Source organism: Bacillus cereus group sp. BfR-BA-01356, from assembly GCF_022663635.1.
Lineage (GTDB): Bacteria > Bacillota > Bacilli > Bacillales > Bacillaceae_G > Bacillus_A > Bacillus_A cereus.
Window position 1 is genome coordinate 45,521 of sequence record NZ_JAKUFX010000003.1, and the last position, 25,528, is coordinate 71,048.

A 25,528-nucleotide genomic window follows, 5' to 3' on the forward strand; every position below is an offset into this window, starting at 1 on the left:
AGTCCTCTCCACTAAAATTTATTTGGATTCCAACTTTCATTTACAGTTTTTAAATCTTTAGGTGTATCGACACTAGCCCAAAAGTCATTGTGTTCATAGACGGCGAGCTCATTGTCTTTTATTAAATTTCGAAGAGGATCTTCTTCTAGAACACAATCATCATTATTACTTAAATAATTGAATATTTCTTTGTTAAATACAAAAAAACCGCCATTAATTACTTCATCAAGTAATGGTTTTTCTTTAAAATCAATAGCAATTCCATCTTCGACCGCCAATAGGCCGTATTGACTATTTTTTTTAATTCCAGTTAATGTAGCAATTTTTCCTTTTTCTTTATGGAATGCTATTAGTTGATCAATATCTATATTGGCTAATCCGTCACCATAAGTTAATAAAAAGGTTTCACCCTGTACAAAGGATTCAAGTTTTTTTAGTCTTGCCCCGGTCATTGTATCAATTCCTGTATCTATAAAGTGTATATTCCAATTTTCTAATTTCTGAAGTAGCGTATATTGACTGGTTTTAAAATTCAAACTAAAGTCATTCTCTTTCCAGCTAAAGTCCATAAAATATTCCTTAATTTTCTCACCTTTATATCCTAAGGGTAAAATGAAATCAGAATGTCCATATTTTCTATACCAATTCATTATATGCAAGAGGAGAGGCTTTCCTTGAACTCGAACTAATGGTTTGGGAATGTCCTCTAAAATTCCTTGCATCCGAAGCCCTTTTCCGCCACACAAAATTATGACTTTCATAGATTTACTTCCTTCCTCTCTATATATTTTACTAATTTAAACTATGTAGTTTGTTTGGTAAATGTATACACGGTTGTACCATAATGACAATCAACTAAAAAAAATATGTTAGATTTATAATTCAGATGCTGATTAAACGTGGAGAATACACACTGTAGTTTATCATTAATTATATGTAAATTAGGTTCTTTTAAAATCTATGCTTTAGTTTATTTAATATTAATGAAAGAAATTGCTTGTTCTTAAGATAAAAGAAGGGGAAGGAAATCCAGGGAATTGAAGAAGCTTATAATGAAATATCCAAGAAGACAAAATATAAGATAAAGTATGGAAGTAAGTAGTCGTGAATGCACTACATAAGCAGAATATGCTGATCGCATAAATGATTATACAGAAATCAATAGAAGAATAACAAAGGGAATTAGCCATTTAAAGGAAAATGGAACAACTATTTTTACATTTTATAAATTCAAAAAAGAGCACCGCATAAAGGTGCTCTAGTGATGGAACTAATTTTGTAAAGAACTATTTATTCAATAAAGAAGGACTTACGAATTATTATATGAACGTTTTGTTAATTAAGTGTGTATCAATTAGACAGGAATTTTATTTTTCTACACCTATTTGATTTTACGGGCCAAATCATGTTAAAAGTAAGAAGAAAATTATTAAGTTAATGTTATTTTGTTTAAAATAACATCCCAATCGGAATCATCACCTTCCCATCTATCCTGATAACGTGGGAGTTCAATTGAACAAACCCTCGATATTCCCCAATTTTGTTCAACAATATTAGATATACCCTCCTTGAAATTAACAATAAGAATATTAAAATCCTTATTTGTAATTTTAGATAATACGTTTTGTAATTCAACCGCTTCATCTCGATTTCCCCAAATTCTAATGAATAAAATGGATTCACTACTATTTATTTTTTCAAGGAATCGATTAATTCTAGTGTCTAATTTAGCTTTAAAAGAAGGATAGGTTGATTTCAAATCCTTTTCGGAATTAATAGGAAAATCATGCATTGAAAAACAATTATAATAAGTGTCCTTTATACAGTAGGTAATTCGTTCTGCCCATTTAATTTGATTATCAAATTCCGATTCAATAAGACCGTAACTTTCTGAACCTTCTATAACCATATTTTCCAACTTCATGAATTTTTTAAATCGATTTTGAAGTAATCTGTTTACATCTGAAAGTGATGGATAATAAAACCAATCTAAAGGTCCAGAAAATGTTCTTAAATTGTGTCTTTTGATTTGGTTGGTGACTTGACACAATCCTCCTAAACTTACAATTACGCCATAGGATTTTTGTATATCTTCTAGGTTCATCCTCATCATCCTTTATAAAAGTAATTTAAATTATCTGTTCAGTATATGATGCAATAACATATTGATGTGGACCTATATATCACAGTACATAGAGCTAAGACATTTGTATAAATTTAAAAAGTCAAATACCTAAGTTGAGGGATTTCATCTTTGACGTTATATCATGGAGTTATTATTGGAATGAAAGCTGGTAGGGATATTGCGCCAGAGTTATATATTCTCCAGTAACTTAATTTAGAAACCTGTTCTTGATTACTGTAGTAAAATTGTTGTTCTTTTAAAAGAATCCTTAGATAAAAAAGAAAAATCTATTGGCTAGCATTTAACCAGTAGATTTTTCTTTTCATCTTCATAGTTTTCCTGCCTCTCTTAAAGTTATGATATATAATCTTTTAAAGACTGACACGGTGCATTTTTTTTCATAATGCACGCAAAAAAATCAGTTTAAGAATTATGTGAAATCGTGTCAAAAAATTAAAGGTAATTATATATGTATTTAAGATGATATCCATCTGCGTGTATTTTTTAAAATTTTTAGATAAATGCAATGATAATGGCTTCTTAAGAATTAATTTAGCACCTTGTTTATTTAGAAAAGCCCTATAAACCATTTAGTTCATAGTAAAAGTAATATATTTAATATTAAATGTCTTGCATAATGCGATAAAATTTCACAATTTTTTATCAATATATACAGAAAAAGGTAACGAAACTTAAGCGATATTTAATACTTTTCATATTTGTGAAGTATGTGAATTTGTTTATTTTAACATCTAAGATGTTAGATGTTGTTTTTTAAACATTACTTATCCGGATTCATGAAAAGTATTTTAATGCATTATTTTTATTTTATATAATAATATTTAGTTTTAATATTAAAATTAAAATATGGAAGTAACATAGGGGATTTACGCATATAGTAATGTTGATGGTAAAATTAACAAAATTTTCATTTAAATCAGATAAAACTATGATATTTTTAACTTATAATCATGTTACTACGATGAAAAAATGGCTACTAATTAGTTAATTTAAAAATCAATTTTAGATAGGAAGAGGATAATGAAGACCAGAGATAGTTATAAAATTATTGTAATTGGTGCTGGGACAGCAGGACTATCTTCTACTGCACATTTATTACGAAATGTACCCCTATTGAAAGAAAGTATAGCAATTATTGATCCATCAAAAAAACATTACTTTCAGCCACTATGGAGTTTAGTGGGGGGAGGAATTGTTTCAAAGGAAAGTACGATGCGTAATCAGGAATCGCTTATTCCAAAAGGGGCAACGTGGATCCCTAAAAGTGTTGTTGAGTTATTTCCATCTGAAAATAAGATACTTTTAGATGACGGACTGCTACTTGAGTATGAAATTCTTATTGTAGCAGCTGGTATCCAAATAAATTGGGACAGTATTAAAGGCTTAAAAGAGTCTATTGGCACTAATGGGGTATGTAGCAATTATTCTTATACATATGTTGATTCTACTTGGAGAGAAATCGAAAAATTTAAAGGAGGAAATGCGCTTTTTACCCACCCTAATACTCCTATTAAATGCGGTGGTGCTCCACAAAAAATTATGTACTTAGCAGAGGAGTATTTTTGTAATAGTGGTGTAAGAAACAGAAGTAAAGTAATATTTTATTCTGCAAACAATAACATATTTCAGGTTCCACGATATGCAAATACTTTAGAACAAGTACTAGAAAGAAAGCAAATTATAACGAATTATAATAAAAATCTAGTGGAAATTATCGCCGAAAAGAGAGAGGCAATTTTTGAAGATACGCAAACACTAAAAAGAGAAACCGTACCATATAGTATGATACATGTTGTTCCGCCAATGGGGCCACCTAATTTTATTAAAGAGAGTGAGATAAATGATCATCAGGGGTGGGTAGATATAAGCCCTTATACTTTGCAGCATGTGCAATATAAAAATATTTTTGGACTTGGAGATTGTACCAATTTACCTACCTCTAAAACTGGAGCAGCAATTCGAAAACAAATACCCGTCTTAAAACAAAATATTATGGACGTACTTAGCGGAAGAGATTTACAGGCTAAATATGATGGATATACATCATGTCCGATTGTTACAGGATATAAAAGTCTTATACTTGCTGAATTTAACTATGAACATGAGCCTCAAGAAACGTTTCCATTTAATCAAGCGAAAGAACAGTATAGTATGTTTTTACTTAAAAGATATATGTTGCCATATATGTATTGGAATTTAATGTTGAAAGGGATTCTATAGGAGAAGATAAAAAGTGGTTACAAAAATTGAAAATTAATTTGAAATAACTAATTGGAGGGAATAGCTATGCTTTTAAAATATTTTTATGATGAAAAATTAGCACATGCTTCCTATTTAGTCGGTTGTCAGAAAGAAGGCGTAGCAATCGTTATTGATCCTAGTCGCTATATAGAACAATATATAGAATTTGCTAAGAAAGAGGGGATGGAAGTAATTGCTGCGGCTGAGACTCATATTCATGCTGATTTTCTTTCTGGGTCTAGAGAACTTTCTAATCTTTACCATGCAAATTTATATGTATCTGATGAAGGAGATTGTGATTGGAAATATCAATATCTTAACGAAGGTCGATACAAATTGGTTAGAGAGGGCACAGAGTTTAAAGTAGGTCATATAAAATTTAATGTAATTCACACCCCAGGGCATACGCCTGAAAGTATTTCTTTTTTAGTAACTGATACAAGTCAAAATAATTATACGAATGATAAACCGATAGGAATATTCACAGGTGATTTTATATTTGTAGGAGATATAGGAAGACCGGATTTATTAGAAACTGCAGTCGGTATTAAAGATACTGCAAAAATAGGAGCGAAACAATTATTTGATTCTATACAAAAAATAAAAATACTTCCTGATTATTTGCAAATATGGCCATCACATGGTGCGGGAAGCGCATGTGGAAAAGCATTAGGAGCAATTCCAACTTCTACATTAGGTTATGAAAAGATGTTCAATTGGGCATTTCGGTGTAATGAAGAAAGTGATTTTATATCGACTTTATTGACGGGACAGCCAGAGCCTCCAAAGTATTTTTCATTAATGAAGAATTTAAATAAGTATGGTCCGCCAATTCGTAAGAAGAGAAAAAGTACTGCTATTAATACAGTAGAAGAACTTCAAGAAATTTTGAAGAGCGTTTATCAAATAGTTGATATAAGGGATGTAGAGAGTTTTGCTGCAGGTCATATCGAGAAGTCAATTAACATACCTTATAACAAGTATTTCACAACTTGGTGTGGATGGTTATTAGATTATAAAAAAGAAACTTTAATAATTCTAGATGAGGAAAAGGTTAAAGTAGAGGCAGTTATTAGAGAATTTGAATCTATTGGGTTAGATAATATTATTGCTTTTGCACCCTTAAAAGTAATACAAAGACTTGATAGATTTGAAAGTTACAAAGAAAAAACATCGATTGAATTATATCCGCATATAAAAGGTGGAAGCGTTAAGGTTATCGATGTGCGTAGTAAAAAAGAGTGGGAGGAAGGACACCTTCATGATGCAATACATATCACTTTAGGTAATCTATTTGAACAACTAGATTATATACCGAAAGATTTTCCAATAGTTTTGCAATGTCGAACCGGATTACGTTCCGCTATAGCAGCTAGTATTTTACAAAGAGCTGGTATAAAGGAAGTAGTGAATTTAAAGGGAGGATTTCTTGCATGGAAAGAAGAAGGGCTTCCTTATACAACATGCAATCTCAATGTGTAGGAAAATATTATATGCTAGGTAAGAATAATTAAAAGAAGTTATAGATGACGTGTTAGAAAAGGGAATCATAATTGTCGCAGATTCAGGAAATACATTAGGATTATTAATTGATTATCCAGTTAAATATGAAAATGTAATATTTGTTTTAGCATTAAATAATTTAACATTGGATCCATCTTTTATGGAATGGCAGTGTTGGAAGTACTTAGGTATTATCAATAAGAACCCAATTTAAAATTCTCTTGGATGCAAGAGAATTTTTTTATTGGGAATAGTAAGGGGGAGGGGAGGTGCATTACATATGGGAAAAGGTAGAAGTAATAATGCTGGTAAAAAGCAACCAAATTTTGATGATTCATCTAATTTTGCTAAACAAAGTCAACCGACAGAAAAGAAGAAGAAATAAGAACAGGAGCTCTCTTGATAAAGGGAGCTCCTGTTAAAAGTGGACTGACGTTTCAGAATAACATATCGATGGATTAACCCAATAGCCATAAATACAAGGTTTTAATTTTTCGAAGGGCACCTAATTTAATATTATTGTCCCGCTTTTTTATACTTATTGACGCGTTAAATCCATTTAAAATGCTCCTTAATGGCGTTGGGCGTGACCTTCATTAAAATTTTTTAAACCTAATGGGACTTACCATTAAGAGGGCGAGGATTAAAGTAATCCATGCATTACTATATGAAAACAATGCCATACCAGCCAATGATAATCCTGCAGCTGGAATAGGTAATCCCTTAAAATATCCAATAGTTGGTTTAATACTAAATTTAGCTAATCTTAAAGCACCCATTGTTGGGAATAGGATAAATGCCAAAGAAGTTAAAATAGAAGGTGTTGCTATCGTATGAAATAAAAGCGCAGGAGCGACGCCGAAACTAACAATATCAGCTAAGGAATCCAATTCTACGCCAAACTCACTGTTCACTTTTAATTTTCTTGCAATTCTTCCATCAAGAAAATCTAAAACAGCTGAAAAGAAAATGAGAATGGAGGCTGCTCCTAAATATTCACTCATATTCAAGGTGATTGAGAAAACACCGCACAATAAATTTCCAATCGTAAATAAATTCGGTATAACTTTTACAAGCTGATTAAACAAGTTTGTTCCTCCTAAATTAATTAAACTTCACATTTCTGTAGCAATTTCTATATATTCTTCCGTTATTCTTAAAAATATATGACCACTGTATTACTGTAAGCTAATTAAATTTCGATAAGAGAAAAATTGATTTCTTAAATGTTCCACTGGTTTATAAAAATGTTTAATCATTTTCAGTACGCGTTATTGAATATTAGCACCTGATAGTTGATATTTCGAGTAGTCAGGGATTTTCCGGTTCTGGTGCAAAAAATTCAAGGTAATTAAAAATAATCTCTAAAAAGGAGACATAATGATACTATTATTTTAAAAAGGTTCGTGGTTGGTATCGAATATAAAAAAATAGAATTTTTATACAAAAATCACCCGAAAGGGTGCCTTTTGTACCTCTTAAAATGACTGAAGATGTGTTTACTTGAGTTCATTAGGTAGTTAGAGGTTGATAGACTATCTTTAACGAAAATGTTGAGTAGTTCATCTTCATTATATATCAATTTAATAATGATTGGGGATTTAGAAAGTTCCATGGAAAGTACATATCAACCTGATTGGAAGATTGGAAATTTAATAACTGGTGATACATTTTACTTAACGCAACATTTTGGTGCGCAAATGAAAATTTTTAAAGTCCACACAAATGGTACCCTAGAACGATTCCAAACAATAGAACCAGAATTAAAATAAAATTTTTGTAGCATCAATTAAATTCATTTCTTTTTATGCAAACACACTTTCAGCGGAACTAACTTCTTCACTATTTTGCGCTGGAAAGACTTTATAAAAAATGGTTACGTTTTCTGATCTTGAAATAACCCTCTCGAATTGCAATCCTGCTTTTTCTAAAAGCTTTACTGCATCAACAATAGAAGTAATTGCTACAAAAGTTTTTCAAATAAAATTTCTAAAAGCTTGATAGGTAATACCAAGGGAAAAGACCGTAGCTACTATATGTGCAGTCCATTTAGGCATATTTAAATTTAATACGGTATTGTACAACATTCCATATACGATACAAATGATTAATATGAATGCAATGAATTGAAGAACTAATAAAAATAGCGGTTGTTCCATTTATTCTCACTTCCTTTATTTGATATATTAATATAATTTATTTAAATGTGAAAGTTTTATTTCTATTAATTTCCAAAAAATGTGATATGAAAGGCATAGTAGTAATCACAAGAATTACTGCAAAACTATAATGGAACTAAAAGTATTATGACGAGATCAGTAAAATAGTAAAGAAGGTCACCATTCACGGCGACCTTCTTTACTATGCGTTATACCCAAATAATTTTAAATCTTCTCCTGAATCTGAAATGATTTTCTCAAATCGTAATCCTACTTTTTCTAAAAGCTTTCCTGAGGCGATGTTATCTATAGAAGTAATTGCTACAATTCGTTTCATGCTGAGCTTTTGTACACCGTATTCGATTATCGCAGAAGCTGACTCGTAGCCGTATCCTTGTGAACGAAATGTCTCTAAAAAGGCAAATCCGATATCAACGTCTTCTAATGAATCTCTTTTAATAAGGCCACACATACCAAGTGGAGTGAGATCTTCTTTTCGTTCTACTAAGTAAAGGCCAAATCCGAGTTTGTTATACATATCGATGGGACCGTTTACAATATAACTTTTTGCATCTTCTAAGTTTCTAACTCCTTTGTCACCGATAAACTGAATCCATGCAGGATCGTTTACTAACTCAAGAATAAAAGGAGCGTCTTTTATATCAAACCAACGAAGGTTAAGACGTTCGGTTTCAAGAACTATCAATTATTACACCACCTTTAAAAAGTTATAACAATTAGTATGGATTGTGTAAAACAAAAGTGCAACATATTTTAATGGAGCTTTGTTTGTTCACATAAAGTTCGTTTGTTTTGTATAGGGAGATATTTTATAATTAGGATTGATTGTAAAGAGTGAGATGCTTATACAATGACTCCTAGGTGACTAGGAGTTTTTACTATATAACTATCATTATTACTAAATATGACACACTACACATTCTACTCAAGGAGGTACATAATGAAGAAATTATATAATGCATCGTTTACGTATTTGATTATCGGTTTATTATCAGGGATTTTCGCTAGGGAGTATGGTAAGTATAAAGGGATTTTAGGATCTACTTTGTTAAATCTTTTGCATACACATACACTTGTACTTGGCTTTTTCTTCTTTTTAATTGCTTTAGGATTAGCAAAAGTATTCGCGTTTCATGAAGTGCAAGGGTTTAATAAGTGGTTTGTTTTACATAACATTGCATTAGCATTAATGTTAGGTTCGCTAGCAGCGAGAGGGCTTCTTCAGTTAAATGGAGCTGACTTTAAAGGGTTAACTTATATTGTAGGATTTTCTCATTCGTTGATGGCAGTTACTTTAATTTGGTTTATGTTGTTAATAAAGAAATCGTTTAAAATGTAGTGGAAAAGAACTTGTAGCGTGTGCTGCAGGTTCTTTTTTGTATGTTTAGGTTTAAAAATCTCATTTTTCTAATTATTTTGTATAAAGATGGTATACTTGTTTTAAATTTAAAAAGGAGAGTTGATTATGGAAATAACAATTGAACATGTAGTAAATGAATTAAAAGGCATACTTCCTGAAGATCGAGTAGTAATAAATATGACAGTACGAGAGTTACATAGTAAAGATGAATCTTACCATGTTAGTAGTTTACCTGATGTAGTTGTTTTTCCAAAAACGACCGAAGAAGTTAGCGCGATAATGAAAATAGCGAGTCAGCACGGAACAGCTGTCGTTCCATTTGGAGTAGGGTCCAGTTTAGAGGGACATGTAATTCCTTACGAAAAAGGAATCACAATGGACTTTTCTCTTATGAACAAAATACTTGAAATAAGAGAAAAGGATTTTCTTGTGAGAGTACAGCCAGGGGTGACGCGCTCTCAGCTTAATAAAGAATTGAAAAAGTATGGATTATTTTTTAGTGTAGACCCAGGAGCTGATGCAACGTTAGGAGGAATGGCTGCTACAAATGCGAGCGGAACGACAGCGGTAAAGTATGGGGTAATGCGTGATCAAGTCCGAGATTTAGAAGTCGTTCTTGCTGATGGAGAAGTAATACATACCGGGAATTTAGCGGCGAAGTCATCATCAGGTTATCATTTAAATGGTATTTTCGTAGGCTCAGAAGGAACACTTGGATGTTTCACGGAGTTAACTTTAAAAGTATACGGTATACCAGAACATGTTATGGCTGCGAGGGCATCGTTTCCAACTATAAATGATGCAGTAGAAGCTGTAATTAACATATTACAGGCAGGTATTCCAATCGCGAGAATTGAACTCGTTGATGAATTATCTATGAAACAAGTAAATCATTACAATGAAACAAGTTACAGAGAAGAACCGACACTGTTTTTAGAGTTTCACGGCAATGAAGCAGGGTTAAAGCAAGATATTGAATTTACGAAAGAAATCGTTCTTGATCATAAATGTATAGAAATTGCATTTGAGATGGAAACAGTAGCGAGAAATAAACTGTGGGATGCAAGACATAACTTAGCGTACTCTTACGTGCATAGTTATCCTGGTAAAAAGCTAATGAGTACAGACGTATGTGTGCCAATTTCGGAATTAGCTGGAGCGATTCAACATGCGAAAGAGGTATTAGATAAAGTAGGGCTTATTGGCGGTATTCTCGGTCATGTTGGGGATGGGAATTTCCATGTACTCTTAATGATTGATACAAATGATAAAGAGGAAGTGAAGAAGGCAGACGAAATAAATGAAAGTATCGTTCAGTATGCTCTTAAACGAGGAGGAACGTGTACAGGAGAACATGGCGTTGGAATCGGAAAACGAAAGTATCAAGAAGAAGAGCATGGGGCAGCATTATTTGTAATGGAGAAAATAAAGAAAGCTCTTGATCCGCAAAATATTTTGAATCCGAATAAGGTGTTTCAATTAAAAGATAGGGGCTGAGTGGATGAAAGTACTAGAAGCGATAAGTAATGTAGCTGGAATGTATTTTGCATTTTGGACCGGCTGCTGCACTCCCAAGTGTATTAGCGGCAGTATGGCATAACATTGCAGGGCCAATATTAGCAACCATCTGGTCAAAAAATGCAAAAAATGAAAAGAATACTTTTAGCGATGAAAATGTATTAATAAATATAGAAAAATAGGAATGATAAATAATGCAAAAACGTATTGTACATTTTGAAGGAATGGTTGTATTTTTAGCCACAATTTATATGTATTCGATATATGAGTTTAGTTGGATTATATTTTTTGTATTCCTTTTAGCGCCGGATCTATCAATGTTAGCATATGGGATTAATAATCACGTTGGTGTGAAAATATATAATGTATGTCACACATATATCATATCCATATTAATTGTTCTACTAGGTGTCTATTTTAAGATAGATACCGTTATAATGATTGGCTTAATATGGACAGCATATATTGGAATGGATCGAATGTTTGGGTATGGATTGAAATATGAGACGGGTTTTAAGGATACTCATATTCAGAGGTTATAAGAAAAAGTATTCATATTTACAGCGGATTTATTAAAATATTGAACGAAATTCAGTGAATGAATTTCGTTCAATTGTTGAGAAATATATATATAGATAGATATAAATAATCGAATTATGTTATTTTTATGATAATTAAAAGAAGGAGAGTGGATTTGATGAATATACAAATCACTGGCAATGAATTAATTACTAAGATGCTGAATGATTGGTATCGAGATATTAGAGCTCAACGTATAAGTGAAGCGAAAAAATTAAAAGGGGAGATCGATAAAAAGCTTTATATTATCGAATCAGATGTAAAGGTTTCATTTCACTATTATCTGTTAGAATTTCGATATAAAGTGTTAATAGATGGTTTAGGTAATTTGAAAAAAGCTTTTGATAAAATAGATGCATTGCCTAAACCAAATGATGAATATTCTAATTATTATTATTATTTATTCAAAGCCATTCATTATACAATTCTTACTAATTATAGTGAAGCTAGCAACTATTTTGAAAAAGCTGAAGGGTTATTAGAGCATATTTCAGATGAAATTGAATATGCAGAGTTTAATTATAGAGTTGCTATATTAAAATACCACTTGCATTACGCATATTCAGCTATTGAATACGCTTCAAAAGCAAGAGATATCTTTGTTAAACAAGCAGGGTATGAAGTGAACATAGCGCTGTGCGAAAATATATTAGGATTATCTTTTTCGGAATTAAAGCAGCATGATAAAGGTGAGGAATATATTGCGTCAGCAATAAACATTTTACAAAAAAATGATGCTGAAATGTTAGTATTAAGAATCAGACATAATTTAGGTTTATTGTATGCGAGTCAAAATCTTTCAGTTTTAGCAATTAGACACTTATCTGAGGTTTCTAAAAAAATGCCTACTCATTATAAGGCAATCTTTTTAGAGGCAAGAGAATATTATAAATTAGGTGAAATAGAAAAAGCGAAGGAATTAATTGAAAGTGGATTGAAGGTTTGTGAGGAATTAAAAAATGATGAATATAGATATCACTTTTTAATTCTAAAGGGATTTTGTCAGCATTTAGAGGTAGAAAAAATAGAAAAAATTATTCTCGAAGGTTTTTCTTACTTTGAAAGAAAAAATTTATCGGAGTATATTCACGAATATACTGAAAGTCTGGCATTAGAGTTTCATAAAGTAGGTAATATAGAAAAAGCAGAAAAGTATTTTTTTATGAGTTATGAAATAAAAAAGAGAATACTTGAAAAAGAAGCATTGAAATAAAGAAAAAACTTGGATTATCTATAATGGGAATAGCAGCTGGAGTTATGGGGTTTTATGGTAGAAGGTCTTTGTAATAAATTAGCTCAAAGTGGATATGGTGGAACGTTTATAATTATAAAACCTAATGAAAATCCATATGCTGTCTCTGAAGATACAACGATGCCTGCAAAACAAATCTTCTATTGAACGTGGGTAATTAAACAAGTCACAAATTATAATTTGTGACTTGTTTAAGGTTGGATACTAAATGTGTTGCTTTCAATATTGAAAGCAACTTTTAAGTTTGTGATTAATAGTTAACTTAATAAATTTTTGGGTTAAAATAAAAACAAATTTTTAATCAAGTGCCACAAAAAGTACGATAAGGGCGATTCGTCGGTGCAGGCGGAGCGCAGTATTCTTCTTGATCTGTAGAATACGCATAAGGGTTTGATAAAGCTTCAAGAAGTTTCTCCATTACGCTATAGTCGTCATTTGTAACAGCTGCTTCTAATGCTTCTTCTACACGGTGGTTCCTCGGGATGATTGATGGGTTATTATTTTTCATCATCTCGTAGGCGTTTTCTTTCAATTGTTCTTGTCTGTCTAATCGAGATTGCCACAGTTTGTACCATTCTTTAAATTCAGGACTTTCAAATAGAGCTGTATTTTCGATAGCATCAAGAGTTAATGAACGGAATGTATTTGTGTAATCCGCTTTATATTTCTCCATCATTTTTAAAAGTTGCTCAATAAGTGAGTGATCTTGTTCTTCGTTGCTAAATAGTCCTAATTTCTTTTTCATTCCAAGGAACCACTGTTTTTCATACTGTACGCTAAATTTCGAAATTTCGTCTTGAGCGATTTTTAATGCTTCTTCTTCATCTTCGTGCAGAATTGGTATTAAAGATTCAGCTAGTCGTGCTAGATCCCATGCGGCCATATATGGTTGATTTCCATATGCATAACGACCTTGTGTGTCAATAGAGCTAAATACAGTTCCTTGGTCGTAATTGTCCATAAATGCACAAGGACCGTAATCAATTGTTTCGCCACTGATCGTTATATTGTCAGTGTTCATTACGCCGTGAATAAATCCAACAAGTTGCCATTTTGCGATAAGACTGGCTTGTCTTTTAATGACTTCTTGTAGTAATGCAGCATATTGAAATGTACCGACGCGAATATGGCTACTAGCTACTCTAGTTAAAATTGCTCCAGGTAACTTTGTTTCACGATAGGTTGGTTCACCGGTTGTGACAACTGCTAAACTGCGGGTAGTTGGAATATCGAGTGCATACATTGCTTCGCTAATAATATATTCACGTAGCATCGGACCGAGTGCAGCACGGCCATCTCCTCGGCGTGAATAGGGAGTAGGGCCAGAACCTTTCAGTTGAATATCGAAACGCTCACCTGAAGGAGTAATTTGTTCGCCAATTAAAAGAGCACGACCGTCGCCTAACATATTAAAATGTCCGAATTGATGACCAGCATATGCTTGAGCTAATGGATGAGCTCCTTCTGGGAGTGCATTACCAGCGAAAATAGCAATTTCAGCTTCCTTTTTCAGTTCTTCAGGGGTCAAGCCAAGAGATATCGCTAATGAATGGTTTAGTTTAACTAACTCCGGTGAACTTACGGGAGTAGGGGGGATTTCTGTATAAAATGATTGTGGTAAAGTCGTATAACTATTATCTAAATTCCAACCTGTTTCATTATTTTTAGTCATTGTATCTCCTCCTTTTTGTATTTTAAGTTATGTATTTGTACGTATGTATTCTTTGTAAAGTTAACTAAAAGTATAATATAATATTTCCCCTTGCAATCTATTGTAAGGACTTCATTGCACTATGTCTATTTAACAGCAAATTTAAAACCTCCATTTTAAGAAAATGGAGGTTTTATTATTATTTAATTTTTACAATTATTTTTCCTTTTGCTCTTCCAGACTCTGAATATTCCATTGCTTTTTGCGCATCTTCAAAAGGGAAAACTCGATCGATTACCGGTTTAATTTTTCCGGCTTCAATATAGTTTGCAATAGTACGTAATTGATCCCCGCTTGGCTTCATAAATAAAAATGAATATTGAGCATTATGCTTTTTTTCAAGTGCAGTAAGTTTTTTGCTGGCTAATGAAAATAAGAGAGTTTTAAAGAATCCTGAACCAAATTCTTTACCGAAGCGAGCATTCGGCATACCTGAAACGGAAACAATGTTTCCTCCGCTTTTTATAATATTGAATGATTTTTCAAGTGTTGCACCGCCGATTGTATCAAATACCGCATCATAATTTTTTAGTATATCTTCAAATTTTTCTGTTTTGTAATTAATAATTTCATCTGCGCCAAGAGACGTTACTAAATTTGCACCAGCTTCACTAGCAGTCGTTGTAACAGTAGCACCCATTATTTTTGCTAACTGAATAGCGAAAGTACCAACACCACCGGATCCAGCGTGAATTAAAATCTTTTGTCCTTTTTGTAATTGCATGATGTCATGTAAAGCTTGATAGGAAGTTAAGCCAACGAGTGGAATCGAAGCCGCTTCCTCAAAACTTAGATTTTTTGGTTTTAAAGCAATATCATCTTCATGAATGGCTATATACTCCGCGAAAGTACCAATCTTATTTTTTCTTGGACGAGCATATATTTCATCACCGACTTTAAAACGAGTCACTTTTGATCCAACCTTCGTGATGACACCGGAAAAGTCATTCCCAAGGATTAGAGGCATTTCATATTTCAGTAACATTTTAACTTTTCCATCACGTATTTTAAAATCAATTGGGTTAATACTAGCTGCATGAATTTCTGCGAGCACTTCATACTCATTAATATCAGGAGTAGGTACCTCTGCCATACGCATTGGGACTTTTCCATATCTATCAATTATCATTGCTTTCATATCTTATACCTCCAAGTTTTAATAAAAGTTTTGCAATAGCTTCTCAATATCTAATACAAGATTTTTTAATAAACCTAATTTTGTACGTATATCAATATAATAAAAATTCTTTGTACCTTCTTTTCTCATTAAAATAATGCCAGCTTCTCGTAAAATCTTAAGGTGATGTGATACTGCTGGACGGGAAAGGTGTGTTTGCTTCGTGATTTCTCCTACACGTAATCCTGTTTGACATTCTGTTTCCATTAGCACTAATAAAATAGCTTGACGTGTTTCATCACCAATTGCCAATAATACTTTTTGAGAATCAATAAAATCTTTTTTTATAATATTTAATTGTTCTTGTTTATTCATTTCAATCACTTTGCCTCCAGGTAATTAGTCGAAAGGTTTAAGATGATAAACCATTACTTCGATACGGTAATGCTACATGATTGTTGCATGAGGTGCAATATTGAGAAAGAAAATCGAGACGAATGAATTTTTTATTGTTGAAAATTATAGGGAGATAGAAAAGGGATTGGAAGGATTACATAACACAATAGATGAAGTTTTAAAAACAAAAAATGATGTAACAATAAAATAAGCGGTCGTAACCTTGTATAATCCATAAGGTTACGACCGCTTATAATGTTTATATTATTTTTGATTTTTACGATAGAACATGGTTCAACGTAAAGTAAGTTCTTTTGTTTTACACTTTCATACAGACACAATTCAGGTGGATTATAGATGTATGAAAAGGTAAAAGGAATTTTGGGGCGTAATCTATCTATATGATAATTCAAAATGAAATATAAGTCTATATTTTAATGTTTTTTTTGATTATATTTATGTCACTGAGCTCAGAACAATGATGTGGAGGGTAAATATATGAAATCGAATTATGTACCAGTTTTAATTGTTGGAGGGGGATTATCTGGGTTAGCGTCTGCGTTATTTCTTGCAAAACATAACATTGAGTACTTACTTATTGAAAGGCATCCGTCTACTGCCATTCATCCGAAAGCAGGTGGTCTTACTTTACGTACAATGGAGTTATTTCGAGAATTAGGCTTGGAACAAAGAATTAAATTGGCAGGTAAAGCATTAGAGAACTGCCGAGGAAGAATAGCGGTTCATACAATAGCTGAAGCGAATAAAGAAGACTTGGAACAAATGAGAGCGACGCAATACAGAAACGATGAAGAGTTACTTCAAAAAATAGAAAAGATTAGTCTATCAAAACAAACTGCATGTTATCAAATTATTTTAGAAGAGATGATGTTACAAGAGGCAAAAACGCTAGGCGGGCAACTATCTTTTTATCATGAATTAGTTTCATTTGAACAAAGTGAAAACGGGGTAAAAGCAAAGATTCGAAATCGTGAAACAGAAAAAGAAAGTGTCATACATTGTGACTATGTAATTGCAGCGGATGGAGCGAAAAGTAAAATACGTGAGCAGTTAGGGATTAAAACTGAGGGTCGTGGAACCATTGGTGGCTATTATATGAATATTTATTTTGAAGCTGATTTAAGAGAGTTTATACAAGGAGACGCATTCGGTTTTTCGATGGTACTTCATCCGGAGGTTCTTGGTGCACTTATCCCGGTTGATAACGTAAAAAAATGGATTTATCATGTAGCCTACGATCCATTAAAAGGAGAGGGGCTAGAGGACTTCACTATAGAACGTTGTAAACAAATTATTCAAATAGCAATTGGAAGTACAAATGTTGAATCAAAAATATTAAGTGTTTTACCGTGGGAAGCGGCCGAAAGTACAGCGGTGAAATTTCAAGGGAATCGAACCTTTTTAGTTGGAGATTCAGCACATATTATGCCGCCAACAGGAGGATTTGGTTCAAATACAGGAATACAAGATGCGCATAACTTAGCTTGGAAATTAGCGGCTGTTATAAAAGGGAAGGCAAAACCAAAACTGTTAGAAACATATCATGAGGAGAGACACTCTGTTGCAAAATTAACGACAGCTTATGCAAGTAGTTTACTGTTTCGTGCTGCGAATAGAGAGGAAGGCAGTTTGAATAATATGGATGGTTTAGCTGTTACAGTTGGATATCAGTATTGTTCAGAGGCAATTATAGATGATTCAGTCACTCCGCATAGAATGGATAGCATAGAGTTGAACGGAAGACCTGGAACGCGAGCGCCACATTTATGGGGAACGTATGAAGGGAAGAAAGTTTCTACATTAGACTTATTCGGTAACAGTTTTGTATTACTTACAGGAGTAGAAAATAGTTCTTGGGCTGAGGCAGCACATGCTGTTTCAGCTAAATTAGGAATACATATAAAAGGGTATCGTGTTGGCTTAAGTGGAGACTTTGTTGTTCCAGAAGATATTTTTAGCAAATTATATGGTATAGAGAATGGAGGTGCTGTATTAATTAGACCAGATGGCTTTATCGGATGGCGTTCGGAAAAAAAGGTAGTAAATCCAGATATAGTATTGGAAGAGGTAATGAGAAATTTATTATGTGATTTTTAAGTAACTACAGAAATATTGTTTTATGTGCTTCACTCTACTGAAAAAAATATTCACAAATTTCAATAGGTTTGATATGATTAAATTCGACAAGTTAATAGAGGCCGGAGATATTTGAGAAAAGCCATAAAATTATTTAGGGACACAGGAGTGTAGCCTAAATAATTTATGGCTTTTTTTATTGAATGAACCGTACAAAATAGGGAGTTACATGTGAAAAGGAGGGTTATAGAAATTAAATAGGATAATACTAGTTTTCTATATTAATAATATAGAAAACATTTGTAAGATTGGAATTTTAATATAGGTTTATAAAAATAATGAAAGTGTGTCTTCTGTTTCGTGTAAATCTCATTAGCTTGTTGAAATTTGCAACGTAGGAAGGGTTAGAAGAATGAGAAAGATTATTAGCGTTTTAGTTATTTTCTTTATGACTGGAAGTATGTTTGCTGGGGGAGCTGTTCATGCGAAAGCAGAAGGAAAGCATGAATGGAATACGAATAAGTTTTTAAATATTGCACATCGCGGAGCAAGTGGGCATGCACCTGAGCATACTTTTGCTTCTTATGATTTAGTGAAAAAAATGAAAGCGGATTATTTAGAATTAGATATTCAATTAACAAAGGATGGCCAATTAATTGCAATGCATGATACAGCAGTTGATCGCACTACAAATGGAACAGGCGAAGTACGCGATAAAACGTTAAGCGAAATAAAGAGTTTAGATGCTGGATCATGGTTTAATAAAGCGTATCCAGAAAAGGCTAAGCAAGAGTATGTTGGGCAAAAGGTTCCAACTCTTGAAGAAATCTTCCAAAAGTATGGAAGAAGTATGAAGTATTATATTGAAACAAAATCACCAGATGTGTATCCAGGAATGGAAGAGAAATTGTTGGCGTTGTTACAAAAATATAATTTAGTAGGCCAAAACATGTCTTCTAGTCGTGTTATGATTCAATCATTTAGTAAAGATAGTTTGAAAAAGATTCATAGTATGAATGAAAATATTCCGTTAGTTCAATTGCTTTGGTATTATCCAAATGAAAACAATGAAATTGTTGAATGGTCTGGCATTACACATGAACCGAAAAGTGTAACAAATGATGATTTTCAAGAAATTAAAAAGTATGCAGCGGGTATTGGACCAAACTTACGTAATGATAACGGGGAACTAATTATTGATGAGTCCTATATGAAAATGGCTAGGAAAAATGGACTGTTAATTCACCCTTATACAATTAATGAGAAACCAGATATGAGATTGTTAATCAAATGGGGTGCTACAGGAATGTTTACAAATTATCCGGATCGATTACATAGTGTATTGAAGGAAAAATAAGTGGAACAGGGTATACCAGTGTTTTAGGTATACCCTTTTTAATCTAACTCTCCGATAAACAGAATCTCTTTTTTATAGCATTCATCTGCATCATAAATAATTTCTTGAAAGTGAAGCGTTTTGAAGGAATGACAAACTGACATTTCCCATGTCTCCCAAAAATCAATTTCATTTGAAAGAAGAATCCATTTTTGAAATTCACTATCTCTATTAAAGAAATTATGAAAGTAGTCCTCATTTTTAAATATAATGATTTGCGAATCCCACAAATTATTTATAGAAATCAAAACAACAACTCGATATGTATGTGTATCGCTCGGTTTCATATTTATTAAATGATTTGCTTGATTTAATAAGGTTTGAATACATAACCGTTTTACTTTTCTAGGTGTTTTACGAGAGTCAATAAAAGCTTGCGAAACTGGCAATAGCATATTCCAATATTCATCGTTATAGAAAGTAGAAGGGAACGTTTTTGTATGTTCCTCAATTCGCTTTATCATAGTGTTTGTTTTTCGGTTCATACCACGTATTTTCTTTTCACGCATTGTGAGTCATCTCCATAAATTTTTGTAATGCAGCAGAGTGATATATATCTTTTCTAGTAATAAAAGTAGTAGGAACTTTTTTGAAGCTATTTGGTAAAGGATTGAATGATATGTCATGTTTATGACCACTTAAAATAGACTTCATCATAATTGCTATGCCCATACCTGATTTTACACATGCGAGAATCGCTTCAATTGTTCCAAACTCTAATACTCGCTTAGGTGAAATTCCTTCTTCTTGAAGCCAATCTTCTAATAAATTTCTATAATAGCACCCATGACTAAATGCAAGTAAATTCATGTCTCCTATGTCTTTAAAGGAAGATAAAGGCTTTTTGCTAATGAGAACTAATTCTTCTTCACGAAATATATTTGTATGAAGTTCAGCATGCTGAGTAGAGCCAGCTATAAACGCTCCGTCCAGTTTTCGTTCTAGTACAAGCCTAATCAATTGTTCCGTCGTATTTGATTCTAAAATCAATTCGACTTTTGAGTATTTCTCATAATAGGCCGTTAATATAGATGGAAGTCTTACAGCGGTTGTAGATTCTGTACATCCAATTTTTAAAGTGCCTCTTGGTTCGATCCCATTACTTTGAACTGCTTTAACAGATTGATCCATTAAGTAGATAATTTGTTTGGCGTATGTTAATAAAATCTCACCGTTAGAAGTTAAAGTTACACCTTTTCCGTTTCGGTAAAATAAAGGCACACCTAATTCGTTTTCTAGTTGTTTCATACGCATTGTTACGCCAGACTGTACATAGTTTAAATTTTTAGCTGCGTGAGATATGTTTTTTTCTTTCGCAACTTCGTAAAATACAGTTAAATCTTTTATATCCAAATATCATCCCTCCAGAAAAGGTATCATTTTTTTTGATGAATTACATGATAAATCTTTATTTTATATGATATCAGAACTTTCATACAATGGAAGGGGATGGAGGGATTATTGTGTTAATGGAAGAAAGGGTGAATAGTACTTATAAGTGGGTTATGTTAATTTTTGCGACGGTTGCTCAAACAACAGCGACACTTATAACGTATGGTGTTGGAGCGTTTGCTTTATTTTGGAAAGAAGAATATGCACTTACGAATACGGAGATTGGATTGTTAGTAAGTGTTGTAAATATAGGACCGCTATTTTGTATGCTTTTTGTCGGGCGGTTACTTGATCAATACAATGAAAAGTTGTTAATTTCGATAGGTTCATTTTTACTAGGAGGTTCGTTTTTACTGACTAATATGGTCAATGGATTTAATGGGTTACTCTTTGTACTTTTATTAGTAGGAACGTTTTATAGTGTTTCGCAGCCAGGAGGAAGTAAGGTGATAATGAAGTGGTTCTCAAAAGAAAATCGCGGGTTAGCGATGGGGATTAGACAAGCCGGTATACCGATTGGTGGTACATTAGCGGGAGTATTGATCCCGTTTCTTACAATAAAATATAATATGGCCTATGCGGTAAATAGTATTGCATGTATTTGTATAATTGGAGGGTTTTTATTTTTTATATTTTATAAGGAACCATATATTCAAGAGAAAGTTAAACAAGAACGTAGTAAACTTTCTTTTTGGATGCAGTTAAAAGAAGTGATGTGTAAAAAAGAGTTGTATGCAATTTATATAACTGGCATTTGTATGATTTCATTGCAAATGGTGTTAGTTGCGCACTTTATAAAATTTTTAGTATTGGAACAATCAATCACGCCAATTTTAGCTGGAAAAGTATTTTCCGTTATGTTCTTTTCTGGAATGGTTGGTAGGGTTATATTAGCAGCTACTAGTGATTTATTTTATAAGGGGAATAGGCGTACCCTCTTATTTATAACTGTTTGTATTTCTATTTTCTTCATTCTAATATTAGTAATGAGCATACATACAATAACGAATGTATTGTATGGTGTAAGTGCGTTGTTAGGATTCTTTTCAATTGGATGGTTTAGTCTTTTTATAACTGAAGTTGCGGAATCAGCAAGTGAAGAATCGGTAGGGATGACAGTGAGTTTTGCACTTACATTAAATCAAATTGCCATTATTGCTGCGCCTGCTTTATTTGGTTATATTGTAGATAAGAAGGGATATACGTATGCGTGGTTATGCATAGTTGTATTACTAACTATTTCAGCGGTTAGCTTATATAGGAATTATAGAAAATGAAGGAATGTTAGCAATGTAAATTTTTTATGAAGAAAGTCTAAAGAAATGTTGAATGAGCGACATTTCTTTTTTTATTTGTTGTATAATCAAAATGTAAATGAGATTCGTTTTCAATTTCGTTCATTACCTCTTTTGAAATTACCTGTAATTTTAGCCATAATTAGCTGTTTTTCTTTATCGTTATTTGCATGATTTATTTTATTTAAAAATTTTTCAGCATCATTTCCTTTTAATACCATAATCTGTTTTCCGTAATATTCAATTAATACCATGTTATTTTTTGTTATCCGATAATGAAACATCTTATCATCTAAACGATTGCGTTTATCGGTGTTTTTCATATTACATCTCCATTCTTTTTAGTATGTAACAAATGTTACAAAAGAATTTGAAATTATAGTGTAATGCATCCGATTGTATGTTGGAAATTTTGCAAGAAAGAAATACAATAGAGAGTAGTCAAAATTGAAAATGAGAAAAAGGAATCTAGTTTTAACAGAGTGAATATTAAATAATATTATAATATACTTGATAATTAAAAGATATAAAATAGAATGGATGTACGTTAAGTGAAACTAGATAAAAGAGGGTTCCTAGTATGTTAAAGAAATGGTTAATCGTTTTCTTTATTTTTGCAGTTTTTTGTGGAAGTATTGTTACACTAATACATGCAAATAAAGGGAAAAAATATGATGCAAAGGCATTTTCTAATGTAAATAGTAAGCAAAAAGATGTTAAGCAGGAAATTGATGCGAATGAGAAAAAGCGTTATGAAATTGCAGCTGGAAAACTAGATCAGTACTTAAAAGATAAAGGATTTAATGGGAGTGTTCTTGTAGCAAGTAAAGGTCATGTAATTTTACGAAAAGGCTACGGTTATGCGAATGTGAAAGATCAAGTATTAACAACGCCAAGAACGAAATATCGCATTGGTTCTATTACGAAAACAGTTGTTGCAATATCTATTATGCAACTAAAAGAAAAAGGGAAGTTGAACATTGAAGACAATGTAAATAAATATATCCCATCGTTTCCGGCAGATAAAAACATTACGTTACGAAACTTGTTAACACATACGTCTGGATTACCAGAACAGGGACAAGGTAGTGTTGACGCAGCATCACGGTTAAAATTAGTAACGTGGATTGGGGCACAAACGTTACAATTTCCAGCAGGGACAGGATGGAAATATACAGATTATAATTATATGGTGCTTGCATATATTGTAGAAAAAATATCGAATAAACCACTTGCTGAATATGTGAAAGAAAATATTTTGACTCCCGTTGAAATGAATGAATCTGGAATGGGCGCAACACTTCCAGAAGATATTTTCTTAGCAGAAGGGTATACGAAAAAAGATAATAAGTTAATAGCCACGCCGCGCTTAAAAATGAACTGGCTGTATGGTTGTGGTGAAATGTATACGACTGTTGAAGATATGAAAAAGTTAGATGAAGCTATTATGGATGGTAAACTACTTTCTAAACAAAGTGTATCAGATATGTTTTCTGCATCACCTGCAAGAAAATATGGATTTAGTTTCTATATTTACCCAGATTATTATCATAACCACGGTGTATTAGCTGGCTGGAACACTTTTAATAATTTTAACTGGGATAAACGAACGTTTGTCATATTATTTTCTAACGTCCAAAATGGTATGAATGACGCATTTAATCAAGAATTTAGGAAAATGGCGAATGATTTAATAGAAGGAAAATAATTATAAAAAATCGGTATGGATATGTAATTATCAATACCGATTTTTTTATTTTGTAAAGTTTTACTTACTGAATAAAGTGAAACTTTATTCAGTGGAGGGGCTTTGTTCATCCCCACTGAGTAGAAGCCCTCATCAATCGGGCTTTTACGGGCAGCAGGGCCCCCACCTAACTTTTTTGCTTGCGCTGAATTTTGAGGTGAGGGTCTTACTGCCCACAAATAGCGGGATAAATAGGTAAGAAAGGTGATTGGCATATGAATAAATCTAAATAGGTAGTTAAATGCTAAGTAATGCAAAGAACAATTGGTAATTTTTACATTGATAAAAAAGCTTGAGCTTCACACTATGTGAAGCTTTATATTATTGGAGACAAGAACAGGAGGTTGAAAAAATGAAAAAAGCAATAAAGTTTTGTTTAATAGCTACATTATCTACAACAATTATTAGTGGATGCTCTTTTGAGGGTAACAATGAAAATGTTAAAGGGAAAGAAGGGGAAAAAGTAGAGGTACAGAAAAATGCTGGGAAATATACGATGCCAGATGAAAAAGATAAACATGAAGGTACATGGCTGCAATGGCCACATGAATACACATATGGTGAAGAGTATAAGAAGGAAGTTGAACCTATTTGGGTTAAGATGGCAAGTGCTTTAACTGAGGGTGAGAAAGTCCACATTGTTGCATATGACCAGGAAGAAAAAGAAAGAATCAATAACCTTTTAACAGATGAAGGGTTAAATATGGAGAAGATTGATTTCTTTATCGCGCCTACTGATGATGTATGGGCAAGGGACAGTGGACCAATTTTTGTTTATGACAGCAATAAAAATCTCAAAATATTAGATCCAGCATTTAATGGTTGGGGGAAGAAAACACCTTATAAAAATGATGCTCAAATACGTAAGAATGTTAGTAAACAATCAGGAATTGAAAGAGTTGATTGGGGGGAATTTGTCCTTGAAGGCGGCGCAATTGAATTAGACAGCAATGGGACTGCTTTATTAACTCGAAGTGCAGTAACGAATAAAAATAGAAATCCTGATTTATCAGAAAAGGAAATTGAAAAATATATAAGTGACCTTGGGGTATCAAACTTTATTTGGTTAGACGGAGTACCTAATTTAGATATTACGGACTTTCATATTGATGGATTTGCTAAATTCCATAATAAATCTACCATTGTAACGATGAAAGAAGATGACCTAGCCGAATGGGGTTTATCTAATAAAGATATGGATACATTGTTAGATGCAAAAAATGCTTCAGGACAGAAATATAAGTATGAATACTTGCCGCTTAGTAAAGAAAAGGTTGCTTTAGAAAATGGAAAAACTCTCGATTATAAGGGGTCGTATATCAATTATTATATCGGAAATACAGTTGTATTAGTGCCTAATTATAATGATCCGAATGATAAAATTGCAAACGATACGATTCAGAAGTTATACCCAGATCGTAAAGTAGTCGATATTGATGTGAGAGAGTTGTATAAAAACGGCGGTATGATTCATTGTGTGACACAACAACAACCAATTGCATTGAAGTAATTAATTTTAATTTCGTTGTGCTGCTATATAGACAAAATAGGTGGAATCTTATTACCTATTTTGTCGTTCCTTATTATTTGTAATAATA

General features: G+C 32.5%; 27 protein-coding genes. 16 read left to right on the forward strand and 11 right to left on the reverse strand.

Annotated elements, in window-relative coordinates; translation table 11 throughout:
* Positions 1-11: 11 nt before the first annotated feature.
* Together MR168_RS02095 and MR168_RS02100 are read right to left on the reverse strand one after the other, a co-directional pair.
* The gene (locus tag MR168_RS02095; protein WP_000864434.1) at positions 12-761 is read right to left on the reverse strand and encodes a sugar phosphate nucleotidyltransferase; all 750 of its coding nucleotides are present in this window, start codon (positions 759-761) and stop codon (positions 12-14) included.
* Positions 762-1,429: 668 nt separating this feature from the next.
* Positions 1,430-2,104 carry a papain-like cysteine peptidase gene (locus MR168_RS02100; protein WP_001047153.1) on the reverse strand — a complete coding sequence of 225 codons (675 nt, stop codon included), beginning with the start codon at positions 2,102-2,104 and terminating at the stop codon, positions 1,430-1,432.
* A gap of 1,062 nt (positions 2,105-3,166) precedes the next feature.
* Between MR168_RS02100 and MR168_RS02105 the strand changes: the two genes are divergently transcribed.
* The 3 genes from MR168_RS02105 to MR168_RS02115 all read left to right on the forward strand — a co-directional run bounded on the left by MR168_RS02105 (position 3,167) and on the right by MR168_RS02115 (position 6,104).
* Positions 3,167-4,366 (forward strand): FAD/NAD(P)-binding oxidoreductase, encoded by a 1,200-nt coding sequence (locus MR168_RS02105; protein WP_086412566.1) that lies wholly within the window; start codon positions 3,167-3,169, stop codon positions 4,364-4,366.
* A gap of 66 nt (positions 4,367-4,432) precedes the next feature.
* Positions 4,433-5,869 carry an MBL fold metallo-hydrolase gene (locus MR168_RS02110; RefSeq protein WP_000925320.1) on the forward strand — a complete coding sequence of 479 codons (1,437 nt, stop codon included), beginning with the start codon at positions 4,433-4,435 and terminating at the stop codon, positions 5,867-5,869.
* A gap of 49 nt (positions 5,870-5,918) precedes the next feature.
* Positions 5,919-6,104 carry a hypothetical protein gene (locus MR168_RS02115; RefSeq protein ID WP_000890300.1) on the forward strand — a complete coding sequence of 62 codons (186 nt, stop codon included), beginning with the start codon at positions 5,919-5,921 and terminating at the stop codon, positions 6,102-6,104.
* 382 nt (positions 6,105-6,486) lie between these two features.
* On the opposite strand, the gene pssA is transcribed toward MR168_RS02115, so the two are convergent.
* Positions 6,487-6,978, reverse strand: a complete 492-nt coding sequence (gene pssA / locus MR168_RS02120) for a CDP-diacylglycerol--serine O-phosphatidyltransferase (RefSeq protein WP_000483080.1) — start codon at positions 6,976-6,978, stop codon at positions 6,487-6,489.
* A 501-nt stretch (positions 6,979-7,479) separates the two neighbouring features.
* On the opposite strand from pssA, the gene MR168_RS02125 reads away from it, so the two are divergent.
* Positions 7,480-7,662: a DUF5065 family protein gene (locus tag MR168_RS02125; protein WP_002000399.1), complete on the forward strand. Its 183-nt coding sequence runs from the start codon at positions 7,480-7,482 to the stop codon at positions 7,660-7,662.
* A 204-nt stretch (positions 7,663-7,866) separates the two neighbouring features.
* Here the strand turns inward: MR168_RS02125 and MR168_RS02130 are convergent, their stop codons facing one another.
* Both MR168_RS02130 and MR168_RS02135 read right to left on the reverse strand, forming a co-directional pair.
* On the reverse strand, positions 7,867-8,049 hold the full coding sequence (locus MR168_RS02130) for a hypothetical protein (RefSeq protein WP_006922728.1): 183 nt from the start codon (positions 8,047-8,049) through the stop codon (positions 7,867-7,869).
* A 202-nt stretch (positions 8,050-8,251) separates the two neighbouring features.
* Positions 8,252-8,755: a GNAT family N-acetyltransferase gene (locus MR168_RS02135; protein WP_000636205.1), complete on the reverse strand. Its 504-nt coding sequence runs from the start codon at positions 8,753-8,755 to the stop codon at positions 8,252-8,254.
* Positions 8,756-9,010: 255 nt separating this feature from the next.
* Here MR168_RS02135 and MR168_RS02140 point away from each other — a divergent pair, with 255 nt between their 5' ends.
* The 6 genes from MR168_RS02140 (at position 9,011) to MR168_RS33280 (ending at position 12,926) form a co-directional block, all read left to right on the forward strand.
* The gene (locus tag MR168_RS02140) at positions 9,011-9,409 is read left to right on the forward strand and encodes a DUF2871 family protein (RefSeq protein WP_086412754.1); all 399 of its coding nucleotides are present in this window, start codon (positions 9,011-9,013) and stop codon (positions 9,407-9,409) included.
* Between the two features lie 126 nt (positions 9,410-9,535).
* Positions 9,536-10,927, forward strand: a complete 1,392-nt coding sequence (locus MR168_RS02145; RefSeq protein WP_086412753.1) for an FAD-binding oxidoreductase — start codon at positions 9,536-9,538, stop codon at positions 10,925-10,927.
* 47 nt (positions 10,928-10,974) lie between these two features.
* Positions 10,975-11,130, forward strand: a complete 156-nt coding sequence (locus MR168_RS02150; RefSeq protein ID WP_000545391.1) for a transporter — start codon at positions 10,975-10,977, stop codon at positions 11,128-11,130.
* A gap of 12 nt (positions 11,131-11,142) precedes the next feature.
* Entirely contained in the window at positions 11,143-11,490 is a 348-nt protein-coding gene (locus tag MR168_RS02155; protein WP_076876437.1) for a DUF4260 domain-containing protein, read from the forward strand.
* Positions 11,491-11,645: 155 nt separating this feature from the next.
* Positions 11,646-12,740 (forward strand): response regulator aspartate phosphatase, encoded by a 1,095-nt coding sequence (locus MR168_RS02160; protein ID WP_001025508.1) that lies wholly within the window; start codon positions 11,646-11,648, stop codon positions 12,738-12,740.
* A gap of 54 nt (positions 12,741-12,794) precedes the next feature.
* Positions 12,795-12,926, forward strand: a complete 132-nt coding sequence (locus MR168_RS33280) for a hypothetical protein (protein ID WP_000229167.1) — start codon at positions 12,795-12,797, stop codon at positions 12,924-12,926.
* Positions 12,927-13,080: 154 nt separating this feature from the next.
* Here MR168_RS33280 and MR168_RS02165 read toward each other — a convergent pair whose 3' ends face one another.
* From MR168_RS02165 to MR168_RS02175, 3 genes are all read right to left on the reverse strand, one after another.
* Positions 13,081-14,451 carry a protein adenylyltransferase SelO gene (locus MR168_RS02165; RefSeq protein ID WP_086412752.1) on the reverse strand — a complete coding sequence of 457 codons (1,371 nt, stop codon included), beginning with the start codon at positions 14,449-14,451 and terminating at the stop codon, positions 13,081-13,083.
* Between the two features lie 178 nt (positions 14,452-14,629).
* Complete coding sequence (locus tag MR168_RS02170; protein WP_242291183.1) at positions 14,630-15,628, reverse strand: NADP-dependent oxidoreductase; 999 nt, start codon at positions 15,626-15,628, stop codon at positions 14,630-14,632.
* An 18-nt stretch (positions 15,629-15,646) separates the two neighbouring features.
* Positions 15,647-15,991: an ArsR/SmtB family transcription factor gene (locus tag MR168_RS02175; protein WP_000571870.1), complete on the reverse strand. Its 345-nt coding sequence runs from the start codon at positions 15,989-15,991 to the stop codon at positions 15,647-15,649.
* A gap of 91 nt (positions 15,992-16,082) precedes the next feature.
* On the opposite strand from MR168_RS02175, the gene MR168_RS33285 reads away from it, so the two are divergent.
* The 3 genes from MR168_RS33285 (at position 16,083) to MR168_RS02185 (ending at position 19,457) form a co-directional block, all read left to right on the forward strand.
* Positions 16,083-16,214: a hypothetical protein gene (locus MR168_RS33285; RefSeq protein ID WP_001227549.1), complete on the forward strand. Its 132-nt coding sequence runs from the start codon at positions 16,083-16,085 to the stop codon at positions 16,212-16,214.
* A 287-nt stretch (positions 16,215-16,501) separates the two neighbouring features.
* The gene (locus MR168_RS02180; RefSeq protein ID WP_086412750.1) at positions 16,502-18,121 is read left to right on the forward strand and encodes an FAD-dependent oxidoreductase; all 1,620 of its coding nucleotides are present in this window, start codon (positions 16,502-16,504) and stop codon (positions 18,119-18,121) included.
* 391 nt (positions 18,122-18,512) lie between these two features.
* Positions 18,513-19,457: a glycerophosphodiester phosphodiesterase gene (locus MR168_RS02185; protein ID WP_046392928.1), complete on the forward strand. Its 945-nt coding sequence runs from the start codon at positions 18,513-18,515 to the stop codon at positions 19,455-19,457.
* 38 nt (positions 19,458-19,495) lie between these two features.
* On the opposite strand, the gene MR168_RS02190 is transcribed toward MR168_RS02185, so the two are convergent.
* Entirely contained in the window at positions 19,496-20,005 is a 510-nt protein-coding gene (locus MR168_RS02190; RefSeq protein ID WP_086412749.1) for a DUF3916 domain-containing protein, read from the reverse strand.
* A complete protein-coding gene (locus tag MR168_RS02195) occupies positions 19,998-20,849 on the reverse strand; it encodes a LysR family transcriptional regulator (RefSeq protein WP_000351691.1) in 852 nt (283 codons plus the stop codon). The genes MR168_RS02190 and MR168_RS02195 overlap by 8 nt, the downstream gene beginning before the upstream one ends.
* A gap of 86 nt (positions 20,850-20,935) precedes the next feature.
* On the opposite strand from MR168_RS02195, the gene MR168_RS02200 reads away from it, so the two are divergent.
* Positions 20,936-22,165 (forward strand): MFS transporter, encoded by a 1,230-nt coding sequence (locus MR168_RS02200; RefSeq protein ID WP_048558158.1) that lies wholly within the window; start codon positions 20,936-20,938, stop codon positions 22,163-22,165.
* A gap of 110 nt (positions 22,166-22,275) precedes the next feature.
* Here the strand turns inward: MR168_RS02200 and MR168_RS02205 are convergent, their stop codons facing one another.
* Positions 22,276-22,506: a hypothetical protein gene (locus tag MR168_RS02205; protein WP_000798794.1), complete on the reverse strand. Its 231-nt coding sequence runs from the start codon at positions 22,504-22,506 to the stop codon at positions 22,276-22,278.
* 257 nt (positions 22,507-22,763) lie between these two features.
* Here MR168_RS02205 and MR168_RS02210 point away from each other — a divergent pair, with 257 nt between their 5' ends.
* On the forward strand, positions 22,764-23,891 hold the full coding sequence (locus MR168_RS02210) for a serine hydrolase domain-containing protein (protein WP_000915192.1): 1,128 nt from the start codon (positions 22,764-22,766) through the stop codon (positions 23,889-23,891).
* A gap of 391 nt (positions 23,892-24,282) precedes the next feature.
* Positions 24,283-25,440: an agmatine deiminase family protein gene (locus MR168_RS02215; RefSeq protein ID WP_140159430.1), complete on the forward strand. Its 1,158-nt coding sequence runs from the start codon at positions 24,283-24,285 to the stop codon at positions 25,438-25,440.
* The last annotated feature ends 88 nt before the right edge of the window (positions 25,441-25,528 follow it).

Excerpts from the sequence above, each read along its gene's own strand:
- MR168_RS02105 (WP_086412566.1), top strand. The coding sequence starts at position 3,167 with ATGAAGACCAGAGATAGTTATAAAATTATTGTAATTGGTGCTGGGACA.
- MR168_RS02200 (WP_048558158.1), top strand. The coding sequence starts at position 20,936 with ATGGAAGGGGATGGAGGGATTATTGTGTTAATGGAAGAAAGGGTGAAT.
- MR168_RS02215 (WP_140159430.1), top strand. The coding sequence starts at position 24,283 with ATGAAAAAAGCAATAAAGTTTTGTTTAATAGCTACATTATCTACAACA.
- MR168_RS02185 (WP_046392928.1), top strand. The coding sequence starts at position 18,513 with ATGAGAAAGATTATTAGCGTTTTAGTTATTTTCTTTATGACTGGAAGT.
- MR168_RS02165 (WP_086412752.1), bottom strand. The coding sequence starts at position 14,451 with ATGACTAAAAATAATGAAACAGGTTGGAATTTAGATAATAGTTATACG.
- MR168_RS02190 (WP_086412749.1), bottom strand. The coding sequence starts at position 20,005 with ATGCGTGAAAAGAAAATACGTGGTATGAACCGAAAAACAAACACTATG.
- MR168_RS02180 (WP_086412750.1), top strand. The coding sequence starts at position 16,502 with ATGAAATCGAATTATGTACCAGTTTTAATTGTTGGAGGGGGATTATCT.
- MR168_RS02095 (WP_000864434.1), bottom strand. The coding sequence starts at position 761 with ATGAAAGTCATAATTTTGTGTGGCGGAAAAGGGCTTCGGATGCAAGGA.
- MR168_RS02110 (WP_000925320.1), top strand. The coding sequence starts at position 4,433 with ATGCTTTTAAAATATTTTTATGATGAAAAATTAGCACATGCTTCCTAT.
- MR168_RS02125 (WP_002000399.1), top strand. The coding sequence starts at position 7,480 with ATGATTGGGGATTTAGAAAGTTCCATGGAAAGTACATATCAACCTGAT.
- MR168_RS02210 (WP_000915192.1), top strand. The coding sequence starts at position 22,764 with ATGTTAAAGAAATGGTTAATCGTTTTCTTTATTTTTGCAGTTTTTTGT.
- MR168_RS02155 (WP_076876437.1), top strand. The coding sequence starts at position 11,143 with ATGCAAAAACGTATTGTACATTTTGAAGGAATGGTTGTATTTTTAGCC.
- MR168_RS33280 (WP_000229167.1), top strand. The coding sequence starts at position 12,795 with ATGGTAGAAGGTCTTTGTAATAAATTAGCTCAAAGTGGATATGGTGGA.
- MR168_RS02145 (WP_086412753.1), top strand. The coding sequence starts at position 9,536 with ATGGAAATAACAATTGAACATGTAGTAAATGAATTAAAAGGCATACTT.
- MR168_RS02100 (WP_001047153.1), bottom strand. The coding sequence starts at position 2,104 with ATGAACCTAGAAGATATACAAAAATCCTATGGCGTAATTGTAAGTTTA.
- MR168_RS02205 (WP_000798794.1), bottom strand. The coding sequence starts at position 22,506 with ATGAAAAACACCGATAAACGCAATCGTTTAGATGATAAGATGTTTCAT.
- MR168_RS02170 (WP_242291183.1), bottom strand. The coding sequence starts at position 15,628 with ATGAAAGCAATGATAATTGATAGATATGGAAAAGTCCCAATGCGTATG.
- MR168_RS02140 (WP_086412754.1), top strand. The coding sequence starts at position 9,011 with ATGAAGAAATTATATAATGCATCGTTTACGTATTTGATTATCGGTTTA.
- MR168_RS02160 (WP_001025508.1), top strand. The coding sequence starts at position 11,646 with ATGAATATACAAATCACTGGCAATGAATTAATTACTAAGATGCTGAAT.
- MR168_RS02130 (WP_006922728.1), bottom strand. The coding sequence starts at position 8,049 with ATGGAACAACCGCTATTTTTATTAGTTCTTCAATTCATTGCATTCATA.